Genomic DNA, 16,662 nt, shown 5'->3' on the forward strand with positions numbered 1-16,662 from the left:
AGTACGCCGTGCGTGCCTTCCTTGCGGAGGCGCTGTCCCGGTTGGAAACCGCTGCCGGTCTTGAGTACCGGGTTTTTCCGTTTGGCACACTGTTGGGTCCTGAGACAACAGGACCGAAGAATTTCAAGCCTTCTTGAAGGGTTGGAAGGAACACGGTTTCGTGTTGTTTCTGATTGTTCCTGCGCAGGTCCAAGACCATCCACGGTGAATACGTGGTGGTGGCGGGGTGTGACGGGGTTGTTGTTTGAGAACTACATAGTGGACGCGAGCATCTTAAAATTATTAAGTGCAATTTCAGATAAACCTGGTGCTCCGGGTCATGCCCTTGCGGTGTGGTCCGGTGTTGTCATGGTTTTCTCGATAGCAGGAAATATTTATTGATCTTTGTGGTCAAGTTTTTAAGGGCACACGGTGGATGCCTTGGCATCAGGAGCCGAAGAAGGACGTAGGAATCTGCGATAAGCCTGGGGGAGTTGATAACCGAGCGTTGATCCCAGGATGTCCGAATGGGGAAACCCCGCCCGGCGCGCGAGTGACCGGGTGACCCGCATCTGAACACATAGGGTGCGTGGAGGGAACGTGGGGAAGTGAAACATCTCAGTACCCACAGGAAGAGAAAACAACAGTGATTCCGTTAGTAGTGGCGAGCGAACGCGGAAGAGGCTAAACCAGTGGTGTGTGATAGCCGGCGGGCGTTGCATCACTGGGGTTGCGGGACTTTCCGTACCGATTCTGCCGGATCGGTGAAGTGAGTGCAGATGCATAGGTGAACTGGTTTGAAAGCCAGGCCGTAGAGGGTGTTAGCCCCGTAACCGGAATGTATGCTGCCGCTTGGAGAGGATCCCAAGTAGCACGGGGCCCGAGAAATCCCGTGCGAATCTGCCAGGACCACCTGGTAAGCCTAAATACTCCCTGATGACCGATAGCGGACAAGTACCGTGAGGGAAAGGTGAAAAGTACCCCGGGAGGGGAGTGAAACAGTACCTGAAACCGTGTGCCTACAATCCGTTGGAGCAGGGCGATGCCACTTGTGGTGTCGTGCTTGTGACAGCGTGCCTTTTGAAGAATGAGCCTGCGAGTTAGTGTTACGTCGCGAGGTTAACCCGTGAGGGGAAGCCGTAGCGAAAGCGAGTCTGAACAGGGCGATGCAGTGGCGTGATCTAGACCCGAAGCGGAGTGATCTACCCATGGCCAGGTTGAAGCGCGTGTAAGAGCGCGTGGAGGACCGAACCCACTTCAGTTGAAAATGGAGGGGATGAGCTGTGGGTAGGGGTGAAAGGCCAATCAAACTCCGTGATAGCTGGTTCTCCCCGAAATGCATTTAGGTGCAGCGTTGCGTGTTTCTTACCGGAGGTAGAGCTACTGGATGGCTAATGGGCCCTACAAGGTTACTGACGTCAGCCAAACTCCGAATGCCGGTAAGTGAGAGCGCAGCAGTGAGACTGTGGGGGATAAGCTTCATAGTCGAGAGGGAAACAGCCCAGACCACCAACTAAGGCCCCTAAGCGTGTGCTAAGTGGGAAAGGATGTGGAGTTGCGAAGACAACCAGGAGGTTGGCTTAGAAGCAGCCATCCTTGAAAGAGTGCGTAATAGCTCACTGGTCAAGTGATTCCGCGCCGACAATGTAGCGGGGCTCAAGTACACCGCCGAAGTTGTGGCATTCAAATATTAGCCAAGCGGATGGTTTATCCATTTTCGTTCAAGCGTTTGGATGGGTAGGGGAGCGTCGTGTGGGCAGTGAAGTCGCGGTGTAAACCAGCGGTGGAGCCTACACGAGTGAGAATGCAGGCATGAGTAGCGAAAGACGGGTGAGAAACCCGTCCGCCGAATGATCAAGGGTTCCAGGGTCAAGCTAATCTGCCCTGGGTAAGTCGGGACCTAAGGCGAGGCCGACAGGCGTAGTCGATGGACAACGGGTTGATATTCCCGTACCGGCGAAAAACCGCCAATACCAAGCGGGGGACACTAACCGCCCAATACCTGACCGGCCGCCCTTGTGGCGACCCGGTTTTTGGTGGAGCGCGGGACCTGATCCTGGGAGGTAAGCGTATTAACAGGTGTGACGCAGGAAGGTAGCCGGGCCGGGCGATGGTTGTCCTGGTCTAAGGATGTAGGGTCAGCGATAGGTAAATCCGTTGCTGTGTCTTTGATGACGATACCTGAGATCTGATGGGACCCACTTTGGTGGGAATCCGGTGATCCTATGCTGCCTAGAAAAGCATCGGCGCGAGGTTTTAGCCGCCCGTACCCCAAACCGACACAGGTGATCAGGTAGAGAATACTAAGGCGATCGAGAGAATTATGGTTAAGGAACTCGGCAAAATGCCCCCGTAACTTCGGGAGAAGGGGGGCCCCAACCTTGATGGACACTTGCTGTCCGGAGGGGATCGGGGCCGCAGAGACCAGGGGGAAGCGACTGTTTACTAAAAACACAGGTCCGTGCGAAGTCGCAAGACGATGTATACGGACTGACTCCTGCCCGGTGCTGGAAGGTTAAGAGGACCGGTTAGCCCTTACGGGCGAAGCTGGGAATTTAAGCCCCAGTAAACGGCGGTGGTAACTATAACCATCCTAAGGTAGCGAAATTCCTTGTCGGGTAAGTTCCGACCTGCACGAATGGAGTAACGACTTCCCCGCTGTCTCAACCATAAACTCGGCGAAATTGCAGTACGAGTAAAGATGCTCGTTACGCGCAGCAGGACGGAAAGACCCCGAGACCTTTACTATAGTTTGGTATTGATATTCGGTGTGGCTTGTGTAGGATAGGTGGGAGACTGTGAGACCCGGACGCCAGTTCGGGTGGAGTCATCGTTGAAATACCACTCTGGTCATACTGGATATCTAACTTCGGCCCGTAATCCGGGTCAGGGACAGTGCCTGATGGGTAGTTTAACTGGGGCGGTTGCCTCCTAAAGAGTAACGGAGGCGCCCAAAGGTTCCCTCAGCCTGGTTGGCAATCAGGTGGCGAGTGTAAGTGCACAAGGGAGCTTGACTGTGAGAGAGACATCTCAAGCAGGGACGAAAGTCGGGACTAGTGATCCGGCGGTACATTGTGGAATGGCCGTCGCTCAACGGATAAAAGGTACCTCGGGGATAACAGGCTGATCTTGCCCAAGAGTCCATATCGACGGCATGGTTTGGCACCTCGATGTCGGCTCGTCGCATCCTGGGGCTGGAGTAGGTCCCAAGGGTTGGGCTGTTCGCCCATTAAAGCGGTACGCGAGCTGGGTTTAGAACGTCGTGAGACAGTTCGGTCCCTATCCGCTGCGCGCGCAGGAAATTTGAGAAGGGCTGTCCTTAGTACGAGAGGACCGGGACGGACGAACCTCTGGTGTGTCAGTTGTACTGCCAAGTGCACCGCTGATTAGCTACGTTCGGATGGGATAACCGCTGAAAGCATCTAAGCGGGAAGCCCGCTTCGAGATGAGATTTCCATACACCTTGTGTGTGAGAGGCCCCCAGCCAGACCACTGGGTTGATAGGCCGGATGTGGAAGCGGGGACTAAAGACCCGTGAAGCTGACCGGTACTAATAGGCCGATAACTTACACCACACCACAATCTGGGAGAACACGACTTCAAACGGTTCTCCAAAGTATAAAGGGTTGTGTTGATCATGCTGCTTGCGTCCACTATGTGGTTCCCGGATAACAAACCCGTGAGGTTTGTCACCCGTGGAACCGGCACCGCCGTACCCCTTTCAGGGTGTGGTGTGCCGTATAATTACAGTTATAACTTCGCTATTGCAACACGTCGTTTTTGATGGTGTGTTGTGTTGTGACCATTGATTTCCCCTCACCCAGGTTTGTATATGGGTGGTGCGGGTGGAAGGGTTACGGCGGTCATAGCGTGGGGGAAACGCCCGGTCCCATTCCGAACCCGGAAGCTAAGACCCACAGCGCCGATGGTACTGCATCCGGGAGGATGTGGGAGAGTAGGTCACCGCCGGACAATATTTACGGTTGAAAGACACCGGTTGTTCAGAGAGTAAGGCCCCGCCATTGGCGGGGCCTTACTTGTTTAACCAGGGTGTTCCAGGCCCGCCGGCACCCTCCCGGGCCCTGGTTCTCTTTGCGCCGAGATGGCAGAAACTGCACGTCCCGGCCCCGGGAAGAGCACTTACTGCCATCTCGCGAGAGATTGAGCACGTTCGCGCTCCGACACGATCCGGCTAGGCTGGAACGATGAACTCCTCCCTCTTTTCCCATGCCGAACAGCCCGAACCTGCCAAGGAGTCGGCTGCTGTGCAGGACATCGTTATTGAGCGCGAGGTGCCCCGTGAGCTTCACGAAGCATTCAACGGCTTTACGGAATACCTGCACCTCTGGTGGCCGGAGGAGTACACGGAATTCGGGGAAGGCACGCATCCGGAGTTTGAGGCCGCCTCCCTGACCGAGACGGGGCCGGAGGGGCAAACAGCAGTGTGGGCAGCCGTCAACAGCAGGGTGCAGGATGCCGAGCTCGTTTTGGATTGGGTAGCCGGCCACAGCCCGCAGACTCCCACTGAAGTCCGCATCACCTTTACTCCGGTCAGCGACGACGCTACTCGCGTCAGCCTCACGCATTCCGGCCTCGGCGGAGTTGCTGAAGCCGTGGAAACCCATGGCGGATTCTCCACCGCCTGGCCGCAGATCCTTGACCGCTACGCACGTTTCATGGGCGCCCGGTAGCATCCTCGCCTGACCCCAGACCCGCTGCCGGAATCCTCAACCCGGGCAAAGCCAGCTAATCGAGCCGCAGCCACACGGTGCGGTTGGGCCGCAGCCGGGTGCCTTCCAAGGCAGACGGCGAGCTGGTGGCCAGGACGGGAAGCTCAGGAAGCTGCACCGGAGCGTCGCCCATGTTCATTGCCACCAGGACATTGTTGTTCACGAAGGCCACCAGGCCCTCGGCGTCGTGCTCCGGCCACCACTCCAGCGATCCATGACCAAGTCCCAGCTCCCGACGCCGGGAAAGGGCCGTGCGGTACATGTTCAGCGACGAGAACGGATCCCGCTGCTCAACGTCCCGGGAATAGCGGCCCCAATACGCCGGCTGCGGCAACCAGGAGCTCCCGGTGGAGCTGAAGCCGAAGGAGGGTTCGCTGACCCTCCACGGCAGCGGGACGCGGCTGCCGTCACGGCCCACCCGCACCCCGGCGGTGCGGTGGTAGGTGGGATCCTGCCGGAACTCATCGGGCATCAGGGTGTGGTCGGGCAGCCCGAGCTCTTCGCCCTGATAGAGATACACGCCGCCGGGCAGGCCCAGCATCAGCATGGTGGCGGCACGTGCCCGGTCGGCGCCGAGCAGATAGTCCGGCTGGCTGTCCCGTGGCCCGATGCCGTCCCCGCTGCGCAGCTTGTTGGACTCCAGCCCGAACCGCGACACATGCCGGACGACGTCGTGGTTGGACAGCACCCACGTGGTCGGAGCATCGACCTTGTCGAAGGCCCGGAGGGAGGACTCGATGATGCCGCGCAGCGCCGCCGGATCCCACGGGTGGTTCAGGTACGCGAAGTTGAAGGCCTGCTGCATTTCATCGGAGCGGACCCAGTCGGTGATCCGTTCCACCGGATCAACGTTGGCTTCGGCGCAGAGCACGCGGTCGCCGTCGTACTCGTCCAGGAGCTTCCGCCAGGACCGGAAAATATCGTGGATGCCTGCCTGGCCGAACATGGGAGCCGCCGAGCCAGGAAAACCCTCGGACGATGCGCCGTCCGCAGCGCCGCCCCAGTCCGGCAGACCTGACTTCTTGATCAGCGCGTGCGCCACGTCCACCCGGAAGCCCCCCACGCCGCGGTCGAGCCAGAAGCGCAGAATCCGTTCGAATTCGGTCCGCACTGCCGGATTGTCCCAGTTGAAGTCGGGCTGGGAGGAATCAAAAAGATGCAGGTACCACTGTCCCGGGGTGCCGTCCGGGTGGGTGGTCCGGGTCCAAGCCGGGCCGCCGAAGTGTGACTGCCAGTTGTTCGGCGGGAGCTCGCCCTGGGGGCCGCGGCCGTCGCGGAAAATAAACATGTCGCGTTCCGGCGACCCGGGATCTGCCGCCAGTGCCGCCTGGAAGAGGTGATGCTGGTCGGAGCAGTGATTCGGGACCAGATCCACGATGACCCGGATTCCATATTCGGCGGCCCGGGCTACCAACGCGTCAAAGTCGTCCAGGGTGCCGAAAATCGGGTCCACAGAACAGTAGTCCGCCACGTCGTAGCCGGCGTCCTTCTGCGGAGACCCGGTAAAACGGCGACAGCCAGACGGCGTCAATCGCCAGCTCCGCCAGGGCCGGAATCTCTTTGGTAATGCCCGGCAGGTCACCGACTCCGTCGCCGCGCAGGTCTCGGAACGACCGGGGATAGATCTGGTAAATAACCGAAGACCGCCACCATTCGCGCCCGGGCGGGGGCATATGGACGGGGATGGTTCTAAGGGCGGATCCCGGTGTGCGGGAAACAGCTGGTGTGGACATAGGCCGGTCGCGTCCTCCTGTCTCGGATGATCGTTGCTCATCTTCGTTAACGAACTGCCGCCGGAGGCTTTTCCCGAACGGTTCGTGACATTGGGCACAATAGTGGGACCAGCTGCGCCCGACCGGCTGCGCGCGCTGAACCGCGCGCTGAACCGGTGGCGCTAGACCGCTGGGGCCCAATTCCGGGTCATTAGCACTGTCATTCCTGGTCGGGCGTGCCGCCGGATTCGAGGATGTTCATGGTCCGGGTGTCTGCGGTCAGCAGGATTGCCGCCTCGTCCCGGCGGTGCCGGAGCACGGTGTCCATGTACGACTGCACGGCTTCGGCCATGGGAACGTTTCGGTTTTGCTTTTCCGACATGTACCAGCGGTGCTCGAGCACCTCGTGCACCACTTCGGCCTGTTCCAGCTTGCTGCCCAGCTCGCGCGGCACTGATTTAACGATCGGCTCGAACACCTGGGTCACCCAGAGATGCGCACTGAGCTCCTCATCGAGATCCGGATTGTTGTCGGCGCGGTAGGAGTCCATGTCGTTCAGCAGGCGGCGGGCCTGGTTCTCCTGCGCATCGAGGCCGGTCAGGCCCAGCAGGCGGCGCTGGTGGTGGCCGGCGTCGACCACCTTGGGCTGCAGCTGGACCTGGGTGCCGTCGGCTGTGCTCTTGATGGTGAGTTCGTCGACGTCGAACCCCAGGTCGTTCAGCCGGCGGATGCGGGCGTTGACGCGCCAGCGTTGGCCGAGTTCGAAGGATTCCTTTTCCGTCAGCTCAGCCCACAGGTTCCGGTAGCTGTCCATGATCCGTTCGCTGGTGGCCAGCGGATCCACGGTCTCCTCGATCAGGCCGCCCTCGGCAAGGTCCATCAGCTCACCGGCGATGTTGACCCGGGCAATCTCCAGATCGTACTCGCGCTGGCCCCGGGAAAGCTCCGGATAGAGTTCGCCGGTTTCCGCGTCCACCAGATAGGCGGCAAAGGCGCCGGCGTCGCGGCGGAACAGGGTGTTCGACAGCGACACATCGCCCCAATAGAACCCCGCCAGGTGCAGGCGCACCAGCAGCAGGGCCTGGGCATCGATCAGTCGGGTGAGGGTGACCTCGCGCAGGGTCTGCGAAAAGACGGCGCGGTAGGGCAGCGAAAAGCGAAGGTGTTTGGTCACGAGGACCGGCTGCAGCTCCTCGCCGTGTACGTCATAGCGCCCGGTAATGACGGCCACCGGGGCGACCGAGGGAACGTTGAGCCGGCGCAGCTTCCTCAGCATGTGGTATTCCTGCCGGGCCACGTGTTCGCTGGTTTCCTTGATCGCGATGAGCGAGTCGCCCATCCGGGCAAAACGGACGACGTGGCGGGAAATGCCCCGGGGAAGTGCGGCCAAGTTGTCCTTGGGCCAGTCCTCCAGCGGCAGGTGCCAGGGCAGATCCAGCAGGGCCGGGTCCATGGAAGCGGCGGTAATGTTCAGGGAGCCGAGGGCTGCTTCCGGTGTGGAGGCATGCGGGCGCGGAAGTTTGCCCGGCTGGTTATAGTCAGTTGGCTCGTCGCGCCAGTTTGCGCCTGCAGGTTCGGTCATAAGCACGTGCCCTTTATCGAGCTGTTGGAAGTTAAACAGCAGTGCGGTGGCCCCATCCACGAGTCTAGTTCAGGTGGAGGGGCCACCGCAGGTCAACCGGCGGGATCAGGCCTGGTCGGCCAGGCGCTCACCGTTGGCGGTGTCGAACAGGTGCACATGGCCCGGCTGCGGGCGGACATACAGGGTGTCGCCCTTCAGCGGGGGGCGGCGTCCGTCGACGCGGACCACCATGTCCCGATCCGTGCCGTCCAGAGTGGTGTGCCCGTAAACGTAGGCGTCGGCGCCGAGTTCCTCAACGACGTCGACCTCCACCTTCAGGCCCGAACCGGAGGAATCCACGATCTCCAGGTCCTCGGGACGCACGCCAACCGTGACCGTGTTGCCGGCGGCGGCACCGAGGACGGAACTCGCCACCGGATAGACCGCGCCGCCGAATGCGACGCCGCCGTCCACCACCGGCAGCTCCAGCAGGTTCATGGCGGGGGAGCCGATGAAGCCGGCCACGAAGACATTGTTCGGGTGGTCATAGAGGTTGCGCGGGGTATCCACCTGCTGCAGGATGCCGTCCTTGAGCACTGCCACGCGGTCGCCCATGGTCATGGCCTCGACCTGGTCGTGGGTGACGTAGACGGTGGTGACGCCAAGGCGGCGGGTCAGCGACGCGATTTGGGTGCGGGTCTGCACGCGCAGCTTGGCGTCCAGGTTGGAGAGGGGCTCATCCATCAGGAACACCTGAGGGTTCCGCACGATGGCCCGGCCCATGGCGACGCGCTGGCGCTGGCCGCCGGAGAGGGCCTTCGGCTTGCGGTCCAGATAGTCCTCGAGGTCCAGCAGCTTTGCTGCCTCGCGGACGCGTTCCATCCGCTCTTCCTTGCCGATGCCGGCGATCTTCAGGGCAAAGCCCATGTTGTCGGCCACTGACATGTGCGGGTAAAGGGCGTAGTTCTGGAAAACCATGGCAATGTCACGGTCTTTCGGCGGCACGTCGGTGACGTCCCGGTCTCCGATGAGGATGCGGCCGGAGTTCACGTCTTCGAGCCCGGCGAGCATGCGCAGGGAGGTGGATTTTCCGCAGCCGGAGGGGCCCACGAGAACCAGGAATTCGCCGTCGGCGATTTCCAGGCTGAGATTATCAACTGCCGGGCGGTCAGTGCCCGGGTACAGGCGTGTGGCCTGGTCAAACGTTACCGTTGCCATGATGTTTCTCCTTCACGGGCAGGTACGTGCCCGACGATCCGTAGTGAAGTGCTATTAAGTTGCAGACAGGTGGCAGCGGTTGTGGCCGCGGTCACAGGGTCAGTATGCCATACCCCTGTGACCGGCTCGCTCAGGCGCCGGAACTCCGGATTTCCAGCAGTGTTTCGAGCACTGCGGTGAACGCATGGGGCGAGTCCACCCGGAAGGAAGCGCGCGTGTCTCCGGGACCGATTTTCAGGCCCAGATCGCCGGGCAGCAGCGCCGCGAAGCCGTTTTCGTCGGTGACGTCGTCGCCGGCAAAGAGCACCGCCGTCGCGCCGGTCAGGGTCCGCAGCGCACGGATGCCCTCGCCCTTGTTGGTGTGCACAACCGAGGCCTCCAGGACCCGCTTGCCGTCGGTCACCTGGACGCCGTCGAGGGCCAGGAGACTGTCGCGGGCGGCGTCGGTGGCGGCCGAGGCGATGTTGTCGGGTGCGCTGCGGGTGTGCAGCACGACGCCGGCGGGCTTGGCCTCCAGCCACGTGCCGGGATGGGAGTTCACCACCTCTTCCACGGCCTCCCGGGCCCGGCCGAGCAGCTCGGCCTGGTCCGGAGTCAACAGCAGCGGTTCGGCGTCGGGCCCGGTCCAGGCCTCCGCGCCGTGGCTGCCAATCAGCAGGGTCTCCGGAGCAGGACTGGCGGCCCGGCGCAGACTGTCCAGCGCCCGGCCGGAGATCATGGCCGTGAAGGTGTGCGGCAGGGCGCCGAGGGCCCGTACCGCCGCGGCCGATCCGGGCAGCGGCCGCGCGTCGTCGGCGTGTTCCACCAGCGGTGCCAGCACGCCGTCGAAATCCAACGCGACGAGCAGCGTGTCGGTTGCCGCCAGCTGCTGCAGCGCTTCGTAAAGGCCGTCCGGAAGGTTGCTCACTGTGCGTTCTCCACTTCTCCCTGCTGCAGGGCGTTGAGGAAGTTCTTGGACCAGCGCTCGACGTCGTTCTGCAGGACCTGCCGGCGCATCAGGCGCATCCGGCGCTGGGCCTCGCGGTCGGGCATCTCGATGGCCTCGAGGAAGGAGGCCTTCAGCCCGTCGATGTCGTGCGGGTTCACCAGGACCGCTTGGCGCAGCTGGTCGGCGGCGCCGGCAAACTCGCTGAGCACCAGTGCGCCGGTGTTGTTGATCCGGGCGGCGACGTATTCCTTGGCCACCAGGTTCATGCCGTCGCGCAGTGCGGTGACCAGCATGACGTCGGCGGCCAGGTAGAGCGCCACCATTTCCTCCACCGGGTAGCTGTGGTGCAGGTAGCGGATGGCGGTGCTGCCCATGGTGTCGTAGGTGCCGTTGATCCGGCCCACGGTGCCCTCCACCTCTTCGCGCAGCAGCCGGTACTGCTCCACGCGCTCGCGGCTGGGGCTGGCCACCTGGATCAGCGATGCGTCTTCGACGGTGAGCCTGCCGTCTTCGAGGAGTTCGCCGTAGGCCTTGAGCCGGTGGCTGATGCCCTTGGTGTAGTCCAGGCGGTCCACGCCCAGCAGCACCGTTTTGGGGTCGCCCAGTTCCCGGCGGATCTGCTTGGAACGCTCAATGACGTCCTCCCGCTTGGCCAGTTCGGTGATCTGGTCCACGTCGATGGAGATGGGGAAGGACTCGGCGCGGGAGACGTACGAGATGCCGTCCTCGGTTTTCACGTGGACCTGCTGCTGGCGGACGGTGTGTCCGGCAAAGCGGCGGACGCAGCGCAGGAAGTTGCTGGTGTCGGAGGGGCGCTGGAACCCGATCAGGTCCGCTCCGAGCAGCCCTTCAATAATGTTGCGGCGCCACGGCAGCTGCGCGAAGATCTCCAGCGGCGGGAAGGGAATGTGGTTGAAGAAACCGATCTTCAGGTCGGGCCGGTCCTTGCGCAGCATCTGCGGGACCAGCTGCAGCTGGTAATCCTGAACCCACACGGTGGCGCCCTGCGCGGCCATAGTCGCGGCGGCGTCGGCGAAGCGGCGGTTCACGGTCTGGTAGGAATCCCACCAGGTACGGTGGAACTCCGGCGGTGCAATGACGTCGTGATAGAGCGGCCAGAGGGTGGCGTTGGAGAAGCCCTCGTAGTACAGCTCGACTTCGGAAGCGCTCAGCGGCACCGGCAGCAGGTGCATGTTGTCGTGGTCGAACTCGTCGAGTTCCTCGTCGGGAGCTCCGTGCCATCCCACCCAGGCGCCGTCGGCCTTGGCCATGACCGGAGCCAGCGCGGTAACCAGTCCGCCGGGGGACCGGCGCCAGCTTTCGCCGTCGTCGGTTGTCACTCGGTCCACCGGAAGGCGGTTGGACACTACGATGAAATCGAAATCGCCATACCCATCCGTGGCATTTTTTTCTGCGGGATCAGCGGCAGCAGCGTTCACGATATGCACCCCTTGGTTAGCTTTTGTATTTATGCCACTCTATCCAAGGCCTGAAACTTTGTGTCCGCGGCGCCCGTTGGAAGTAAGGGCTGCATGAATCGTTGGCCTAAACTGGTGCCTGCCGGCCGCGTGCCCAAACGGGCAGGCGTGAGAGAGACATGAGGAACTATGACTGAGCGGAACCCCAAGCCCAGCAAGGCCGATCGTACGGTTGCTGCGCGTGAACAGGCGCGTGCCCTGCGTGAAGCCCAGAAAAAGAAGGAGCGGCGCAACAAGCTCCTGATCCGCTGGGGCGTGGTGGTAGCCGTGGTGGCCATCATCGTTGTCGTGGCGCTCATCGTGATTAACTCCATGCGCAGTGGCAACGGTGCGGAAGCCGAGACCGGGCCGGCCCCGGCCAACGCCAATGAATACGGCGGCATCACGCTGACCTCCACCACGGAGCTGGAGCCCACCGAGCCGTTCGACGTTGACGTTGCCGCGTTGCCTGAACCGCCGGCCGAGGCTGCTGACGACGCTCCGGTTCCGCCGGGTATCGCTGCTGCCGCTGAAGGCGAGCCGGTTCCGATTGTGGTCTACGTGGACGTGAACTGCGTGCACTGCGCCGAGTTCGAAGAGGCCTACGAGTCCAAGATCGGATCCTGGCTGGACGCGGGCGAGGTCACCTTCGAGTACCGCACGGTTGCCTTCCTGGACCGCAGCTCGCCCAGCAACTACTCCTCGCGCGGCGCCAACGCCGCCGCGTGCGTGGCTGACACCAACCCGGCCTCCTACTGGGACTTCATGAACGCCATCTTCGCCAACTACGACAACGGCGAGATCAAGAACGCTGAACTGGCTGACATGGCCGAGTCCGTGGGTGCCGGCGATGCCTCCGAGTGCATCCAGAACAACGGCTTCCGTGCCTTCGTCAAGTACGCGGACCGCCTGGCCCGTGTTGACCAGATCAGCGGAACCCCCACCGTGTACGTCAACGGCGCCGAGACCAACGCCAACGACTTCGAAACCGCCGTCCAGACGGCAATCGACGCCGCCAAGTAGGCTGTTTCGGCTTTGTCCGGTGCGCCCGTTTCCGTGAAATCCCGTTTGGGTTTCGCGGGAACGGGCGCTCTGGGTTAACCTTGACTAGCGCAGTCACCGTGTTTTGTTTTTTTAGGCAGGACCCGGCGTACGACGACGGCGCGCAGCCGGCTTGTCCGGCACCGCCCCCTTAGCTCAGCTGGCCAGAGCACCTGTCTTGTAAACAGGGGGTCGCCGGTTCGAATCCGGCAGGGGGCTCCACGAAACCCCTCCTGATCAGGCGTAACGCTCGATCAGGAGGGGTTTTTTCTTGTCTAGCTTCCTAACAACGACACGTTTACAACACGTTGACGTGGAGTCAGAAATGAAGTGTTTGTTGAAGTCGATTCCGGAGTCGTAGTAGTCCTGGGACGGGCTGGGCAAGCCGGCGGGAACCGATGACGGGCTGAGGGGGTCTCCGCGTACGGATGATTCCCGGGAAGGGCCCGACCTCTGATATAGCTGTCAGGAGACACCAGTTCGGCCCCCGGCCGGACATGACAAAGCCCCGGCCGAAACCGGGGCTCTGAGCGTCAGTTCATTCCCTGCGGCGTGCCGTGCGCCTGACAACGCGCCGCGGCACACCCTTTCGCGCGACGTAGACGATCCCGAAGACCACCGCGGCAATCAGGAGAATCAAGAGGAACACGGTCAATGTCCAGCCTGCGATAACACCCATTTCATTTGTCCTTCCGTCGAGCCTGCAGCTATTCGGAGTAGGTCATGTGCGCCCCACCGTAGCCCACATTGAGCTGCACCCAGAATGTAAATGGGATCGGGGCGCCCATGGGGAAGGCCTTCACTGACAGCCTGGCGGTGGCCGGTGCGCCGCTGGCATTCACCTCGGCCTAAAAGTCGACCAAGCAGTTGTCACAGTATTCGGTTGAGCCGACCAGACGGCGGCGCATGGCGTGTCAGTCTTCTCCATCGGCTCCCGCGGGCTCAATGGATTCGATGTCAATCCGCGAATGGAAGAACCTCTCAAAGGACTCCATTTTCACCGCCGACGCGGCCAGCTCCAGACGGTACTCACCCGGAGTTATTTCGCGTGCCCTGTCCTTGTAGTTGTCTGCGGCCACACCCTTATTCAGCTCGAAAGTTCCGCAGTCCGTCGTGTTGAGATGAATACTGTATGACTCGCTTCGCCTGCCGGAGACGTAGGACGGCTCGGCCTTGGTCACAGTGCACTCCCGCCACTGGGTAGGACTGTTCTTGTTCCATTCCTGCGTAGCCAGCACCCCGGCGGGCATGATGATGAAGATTCCGAGCAGGAGCAGCGCGAACAGGGAATAGCCCACCTTCTCCTTGCGCGACATCGAGCCCAGGAAGATCTTCCAGAACCCCTGGGCAGACGAGGAAGGCTTGGTTGCGGGTTCCATTCCATCCGTCCATATCGGCAATTAGGCAATTAATTGAGCCGCTCAGACGGCTAGGTTATCGGCTCCCGCAGCGCCGCCCGGGAAGGGGCACGTTTCAGCCGTATGCAACATAGAGTGCGCCCTCTGCAGTGCGGAGGGTGTCCTCGTCCCGGCCACCGCCGGTGCGCGGACTCAGCACGGCCCAATCGTCAGTTGATGCTCCCGGCTGCAGTACATAATCGAGTGCACGACTCCAAAAGGTTATTTGTGGCTGGAGCTTCTCGACGCGAATCACCACTGATCCCAGAGTTAACCCGCGGGTACGTTATGTCGGCGGAAGCCGGTGGGGAACCCCCGGACGCGCATGCTTCGGACAGGGGTGCCAGCAGGTGCGTGGTGTGCCAGCATGGCGGCAGGGAAGCACAGGCTGGGGCAACCAACGATCAGGAATCAAGAAGCGCAGGACCTGTTGCGGTCGGTAGCGTTGAGGCACACGCAGCGTTGAAGCACAGGCAAGACGGGGGACCGCTGAGAGGAGCACCGCCATGAGGGAGACTGCCGCATCCTCCCAGCGGCTGGAGGACCTGGCCCGGCTGCGGCGGGTACGCGACCGGATGGACCGGGAGTATGCGCGGCCGCTGGATGTCGAGGCGCTTGCCCGCGCGGAGTTCATGTCTGCCGGCCACCTGAGCCGCCAGTTCCGCAGCGTCTACGGGGAGTCGCCGTATTCCTACCTGATGACCCGGCGGATCGAACGTGCAATGACGCTGCTGCGCAGGGGAGAGCTCACAGTCACGGAGGTCTGCTTCGCCGTCGGCTGCGGATCCCTGGGCACCTTCAGCACGCGGTTTGCCGAATTGGTGGGCCTGTCGCCGGCAGCGTATCGGCGGCAGGCAGCCGACACACTGGCCGGGCTGCCGTCCTGCGTCACCCGGCAGGCGACCAGACCGATAAGAAATCGAGACAGGCGGCTCCCGCAGCCGCAGCCGTAAGGAGAGCGACATGGACATCACAATCAACTCTGCCTTTCTTCCGCACACCGACCCGGATGCTTCGCTGGCGTTTTACCGGGATGTGCTCGGATTCGAGGTCCGCAACGACGTCGGCTACGACGGGATGCGCTGGATCACGGTCGGACCGTCGGATCAGCCCGGCACGTCCATCGTCCTGCAGCCGCCCGCGGCGGACCCCGGGGTAACCGATGAGGAGCGCCGCACCATTGAAGAGATGATGGCCAAGGGGGTTTACGCCGGCATGATGCTGGCCACCGCCGATCTGGACGCCACGTTTGCACGCGTCGAGGCCGGCGGGGCCGAGGTGGTGCAGGAGCCCATGGACCAGGACTGGGGGATGCGCGACTGCGCCTTCCGCGACCCGGCCGGAAACCTGCTGCGGATCACGGAGCTGAAATGACAGCCAGGTAGGGCAGAGTCAGGGGCCCGAGTCGGGCCCGGGCCGCGCCCGCGTCAGGACCGGCGCAGCTCCGGCACGAGCTCGAGCATGTGCGCTTCCACGTAGTCCAGGGCCAGCCGCACGGCGCCGGTGGGCACCAGCATCTTGCCCAGGTCCGAGACGGCCAGCCGCGGCGGTTCGCTGACGTAGCGGGCCAGTTCCTCCGTCATCACCGGCAGCAGTGCCGTGGCGGATGCCGCCACGGCACCGCCGATGACGATCAGCTTCGGATCAAAGAACGACGCCACCAGTGCCAGCACCCGGGCCATCCGCCGGGCAATCCGGTCCAGGATCTCCTCCGCGACCGGGTCGCCCGCCGCGGCGGCCTCAAACACGAGCCGGGCGGAGGCACGGTTGGTGTCCGGACCCACCAGGGCGCGGATCCCGCCGTCGTGCCCGTCCTTCAGCGCCGCACTGCCCCACAGCCGGGCCAGCTTGGCGATGCCGTCCTCGTTGCCGACTCCGGCGACCAGTTCCAGGGCACCCATCGCTCCGGTGCCGCCGGACGCGCCGTGCAGCAGCCGCCCGGCCTCGATAATGCCGCTGCCCAGGCGCTCGCCGGCCAGGATCACCGCCAGGTCCTTCTCGCCGGCGCCCACTCCACGCCAGCGCTCGGCCAGGGCCGCGAGCTTGGCGTCGTTCTCCACCAGCAGCGGCCAGCCGCGCCCTTCGCCGAAGTCCTTTTGCAGTCCGAGGTCGAACATCGGAGCCACGTCCTGCCCCGGTGCGACGGCGCCGTCGCCGGTCACCTGCGCGGCAATGCCCATGCCCACGCAGAGCACGGCGGAGGGGGCGATGCCGGCGTCGGCCAGCGCCTCGTCGACCGCGGCAGTGAGCACCCGCCGTCGTTCCTCGGGCTCTCCGCCGTGGCGGGGAAAGCGGACTTCGGTGCCGCCGACGACGACGCCGGACAGGTCGGCGACCAGGACGCGAACCGTGGCGATGCCGACGTCGAGCCCCAGGACATGACCGGCACCTGAGTTGAACTCGAAGCGGCGGGCGGGCCGGCCCTTCTGTCCGCCGATCCGCGGCGATTCGCGTTCCCGCGCCCAGCCCCGGGCGATCAGGTCATCACACACGGCAATGACGGTGGCGCGGGTCAGCCCGGTGGCGGAAATGAGGTCGGTGCCGGTGGCCGAGGGGACGGCACGGAGCACCTCCAGCACTGCGCGCAGGTTGGTGCGGCGCAGGAGTTGCGGGGTGCTGGTGGAGGCGTCCATGGGTAG

11 protein-coding genes, 1 tRNA gene, 2 rRNA genes and 1 pseudogene are annotated in these 16,662 nt (G+C 62.9%); 7 read left to right on the forward strand and 8 right to left on the reverse strand.

Annotation, left to right across the window (positions count from 1 at the left end):
- Nucleotides 1-388 precede the first annotated feature (388 nt).
- The 3 genes from QNO08_RS01935 to QNO08_RS01945 all read left to right on the forward strand — a co-directional run bounded on the left by QNO08_RS01935 (nt 389) and on the right by QNO08_RS01945 (nt 4,670).
- Nucleotides 389-3,554: ribosomal RNA gene (locus QNO08_RS01935) — 23S ribosomal RNA — on the forward strand.
- A gap of 280 nt (nt 3,555-3,834) precedes the next feature.
- Nucleotides 3,835-3,951, forward strand: a 5S ribosomal RNA gene (gene rrf, locus QNO08_RS01940).
- A 233-nt stretch (nt 3,952-4,184) separates the two neighbouring features.
- Nucleotides 4,185-4,670 (forward strand): SRPBCC family protein, encoded by a 486-nt coding sequence (locus tag QNO08_RS01945; RefSeq protein ID WP_229968353.1) that lies wholly within the window; start codon nt 4,185-4,187, stop codon nt 4,668-4,670.
- A 55-nt stretch (nt 4,671-4,725) separates the two neighbouring features.
- Here QNO08_RS01945 and QNO08_RS01950 read toward each other — a convergent pair.
- The 5 genes and pseudogenes from QNO08_RS01950 to QNO08_RS01970 all read right to left on the reverse strand — a co-directional run bounded on the left by QNO08_RS01950 (nt 4,726) and on the right by QNO08_RS01970 (nt 11,567).
- Nucleotides 4,726-6,442 (reverse strand): annotated as a pseudogene (locus QNO08_RS01950) (glycoside hydrolase family 13 protein).
- Nucleotides 6,443-6,641: 199 nt separating this feature from the next.
- On the reverse strand, nt 6,642-8,003 hold the full coding sequence (locus tag QNO08_RS01955; RefSeq protein ID WP_229968357.1) for a DUF4032 domain-containing protein: 1,362 nt from the start codon (nt 8,001-8,003) through the stop codon (nt 6,642-6,644).
- Nucleotides 8,004-8,108: 105 nt separating this feature from the next.
- On the reverse strand, nt 8,109-9,200 hold the full coding sequence (locus QNO08_RS01960) for an ABC transporter ATP-binding protein (RefSeq protein ID WP_229968359.1): 1,092 nt from the start codon (nt 9,198-9,200) through the stop codon (nt 8,109-8,111).
- Nucleotides 9,201-9,330: 130 nt separating this feature from the next.
- Entirely contained in the window at nt 9,331-10,107 is a 777-nt protein-coding gene (gene otsB / locus QNO08_RS01965; protein ID WP_229968361.1) for a trehalose-phosphatase, read from the reverse strand.
- Nucleotides 10,104-11,567, reverse strand: a complete 1,464-nt coding sequence (locus tag QNO08_RS01970) for an alpha,alpha-trehalose-phosphate synthase (UDP-forming) (protein ID WP_229968363.1) — start codon at nt 11,565-11,567, stop codon at nt 10,104-10,106. The genes otsB and QNO08_RS01970 overlap by 4 nt, the downstream gene beginning before the upstream one ends.
- A gap of 168 nt (nt 11,568-11,735) precedes the next feature.
- On the opposite strand from QNO08_RS01970, the gene QNO08_RS01975 reads away from it, so the two are divergent.
- Nucleotides 11,736-12,608, forward strand: coding sequence for a DsbA family protein (locus QNO08_RS01975; RefSeq protein ID WP_229968365.1), 873 nt, complete (start codon nt 11,736-11,738; stop codon nt 12,606-12,608).
- 163 nt (nt 12,609-12,771) lie between these two features.
- Nucleotides 12,772-12,848 (forward strand) — tRNA-Thr (locus tag QNO08_RS01980).
- A gap of 316 nt (nt 12,849-13,164) precedes the next feature.
- On the opposite strand, the gene QNO08_RS01990 is transcribed toward QNO08_RS01980, so the two are convergent.
- Together QNO08_RS01990 and QNO08_RS01995 are read right to left on the reverse strand one after the other, a co-directional pair.
- Entirely contained in the window at nt 13,165-13,305 is a 141-nt protein-coding gene (locus QNO08_RS01990; protein WP_229968367.1) for a hypothetical protein, read from the reverse strand.
- Nucleotides 13,306-13,540: 235 nt separating this feature from the next.
- Nucleotides 13,541-14,005: a hypothetical protein gene (locus tag QNO08_RS01995; protein ID WP_229968369.1), complete on the reverse strand. Its 465-nt coding sequence runs from the start codon at nt 14,003-14,005 to the stop codon at nt 13,541-13,543.
- 524 nt (nt 14,006-14,529) lie between these two features.
- Here QNO08_RS01995 and QNO08_RS02000 point away from each other — a divergent pair.
- Together QNO08_RS02000 and QNO08_RS02005 are read left to right on the forward strand one after the other, a co-directional pair.
- Nucleotides 14,530-14,976, forward strand: coding sequence for a helix-turn-helix transcriptional regulator (locus QNO08_RS02000; protein WP_229968370.1), 447 nt, complete (start codon nt 14,530-14,532; stop codon nt 14,974-14,976).
- A gap of 10 nt (nt 14,977-14,986) precedes the next feature.
- A complete protein-coding gene (locus tag QNO08_RS02005) occupies nt 14,987-15,397 on the forward strand; it encodes a VOC family protein (protein WP_229968372.1) in 411 nt (136 codons plus the stop codon).
- A 53-nt stretch (nt 15,398-15,450) separates the two neighbouring features.
- Here the strand turns inward: QNO08_RS02005 and QNO08_RS02010 are convergent, their stop codons facing one another.
- The gene (locus tag QNO08_RS02010) at nt 15,451-16,656 is read right to left on the reverse strand and encodes an ROK family protein (protein ID WP_229968374.1); all 1,206 of its coding nucleotides are present in this window, start codon (nt 16,654-16,656) and stop codon (nt 15,451-15,453) included.
- Nucleotides 16,657-16,662 lie beyond the last annotated feature (6 nt).

Origin of the sequence: Arthrobacter sp. zg-Y820 (assembly GCF_030142155.1) — a bacterium.
In the GTDB taxonomy this organism is placed as follows: domain Bacteria; phylum Actinomycetota; class Actinomycetes; order Actinomycetales; family Micrococcaceae; genus Arthrobacter_B.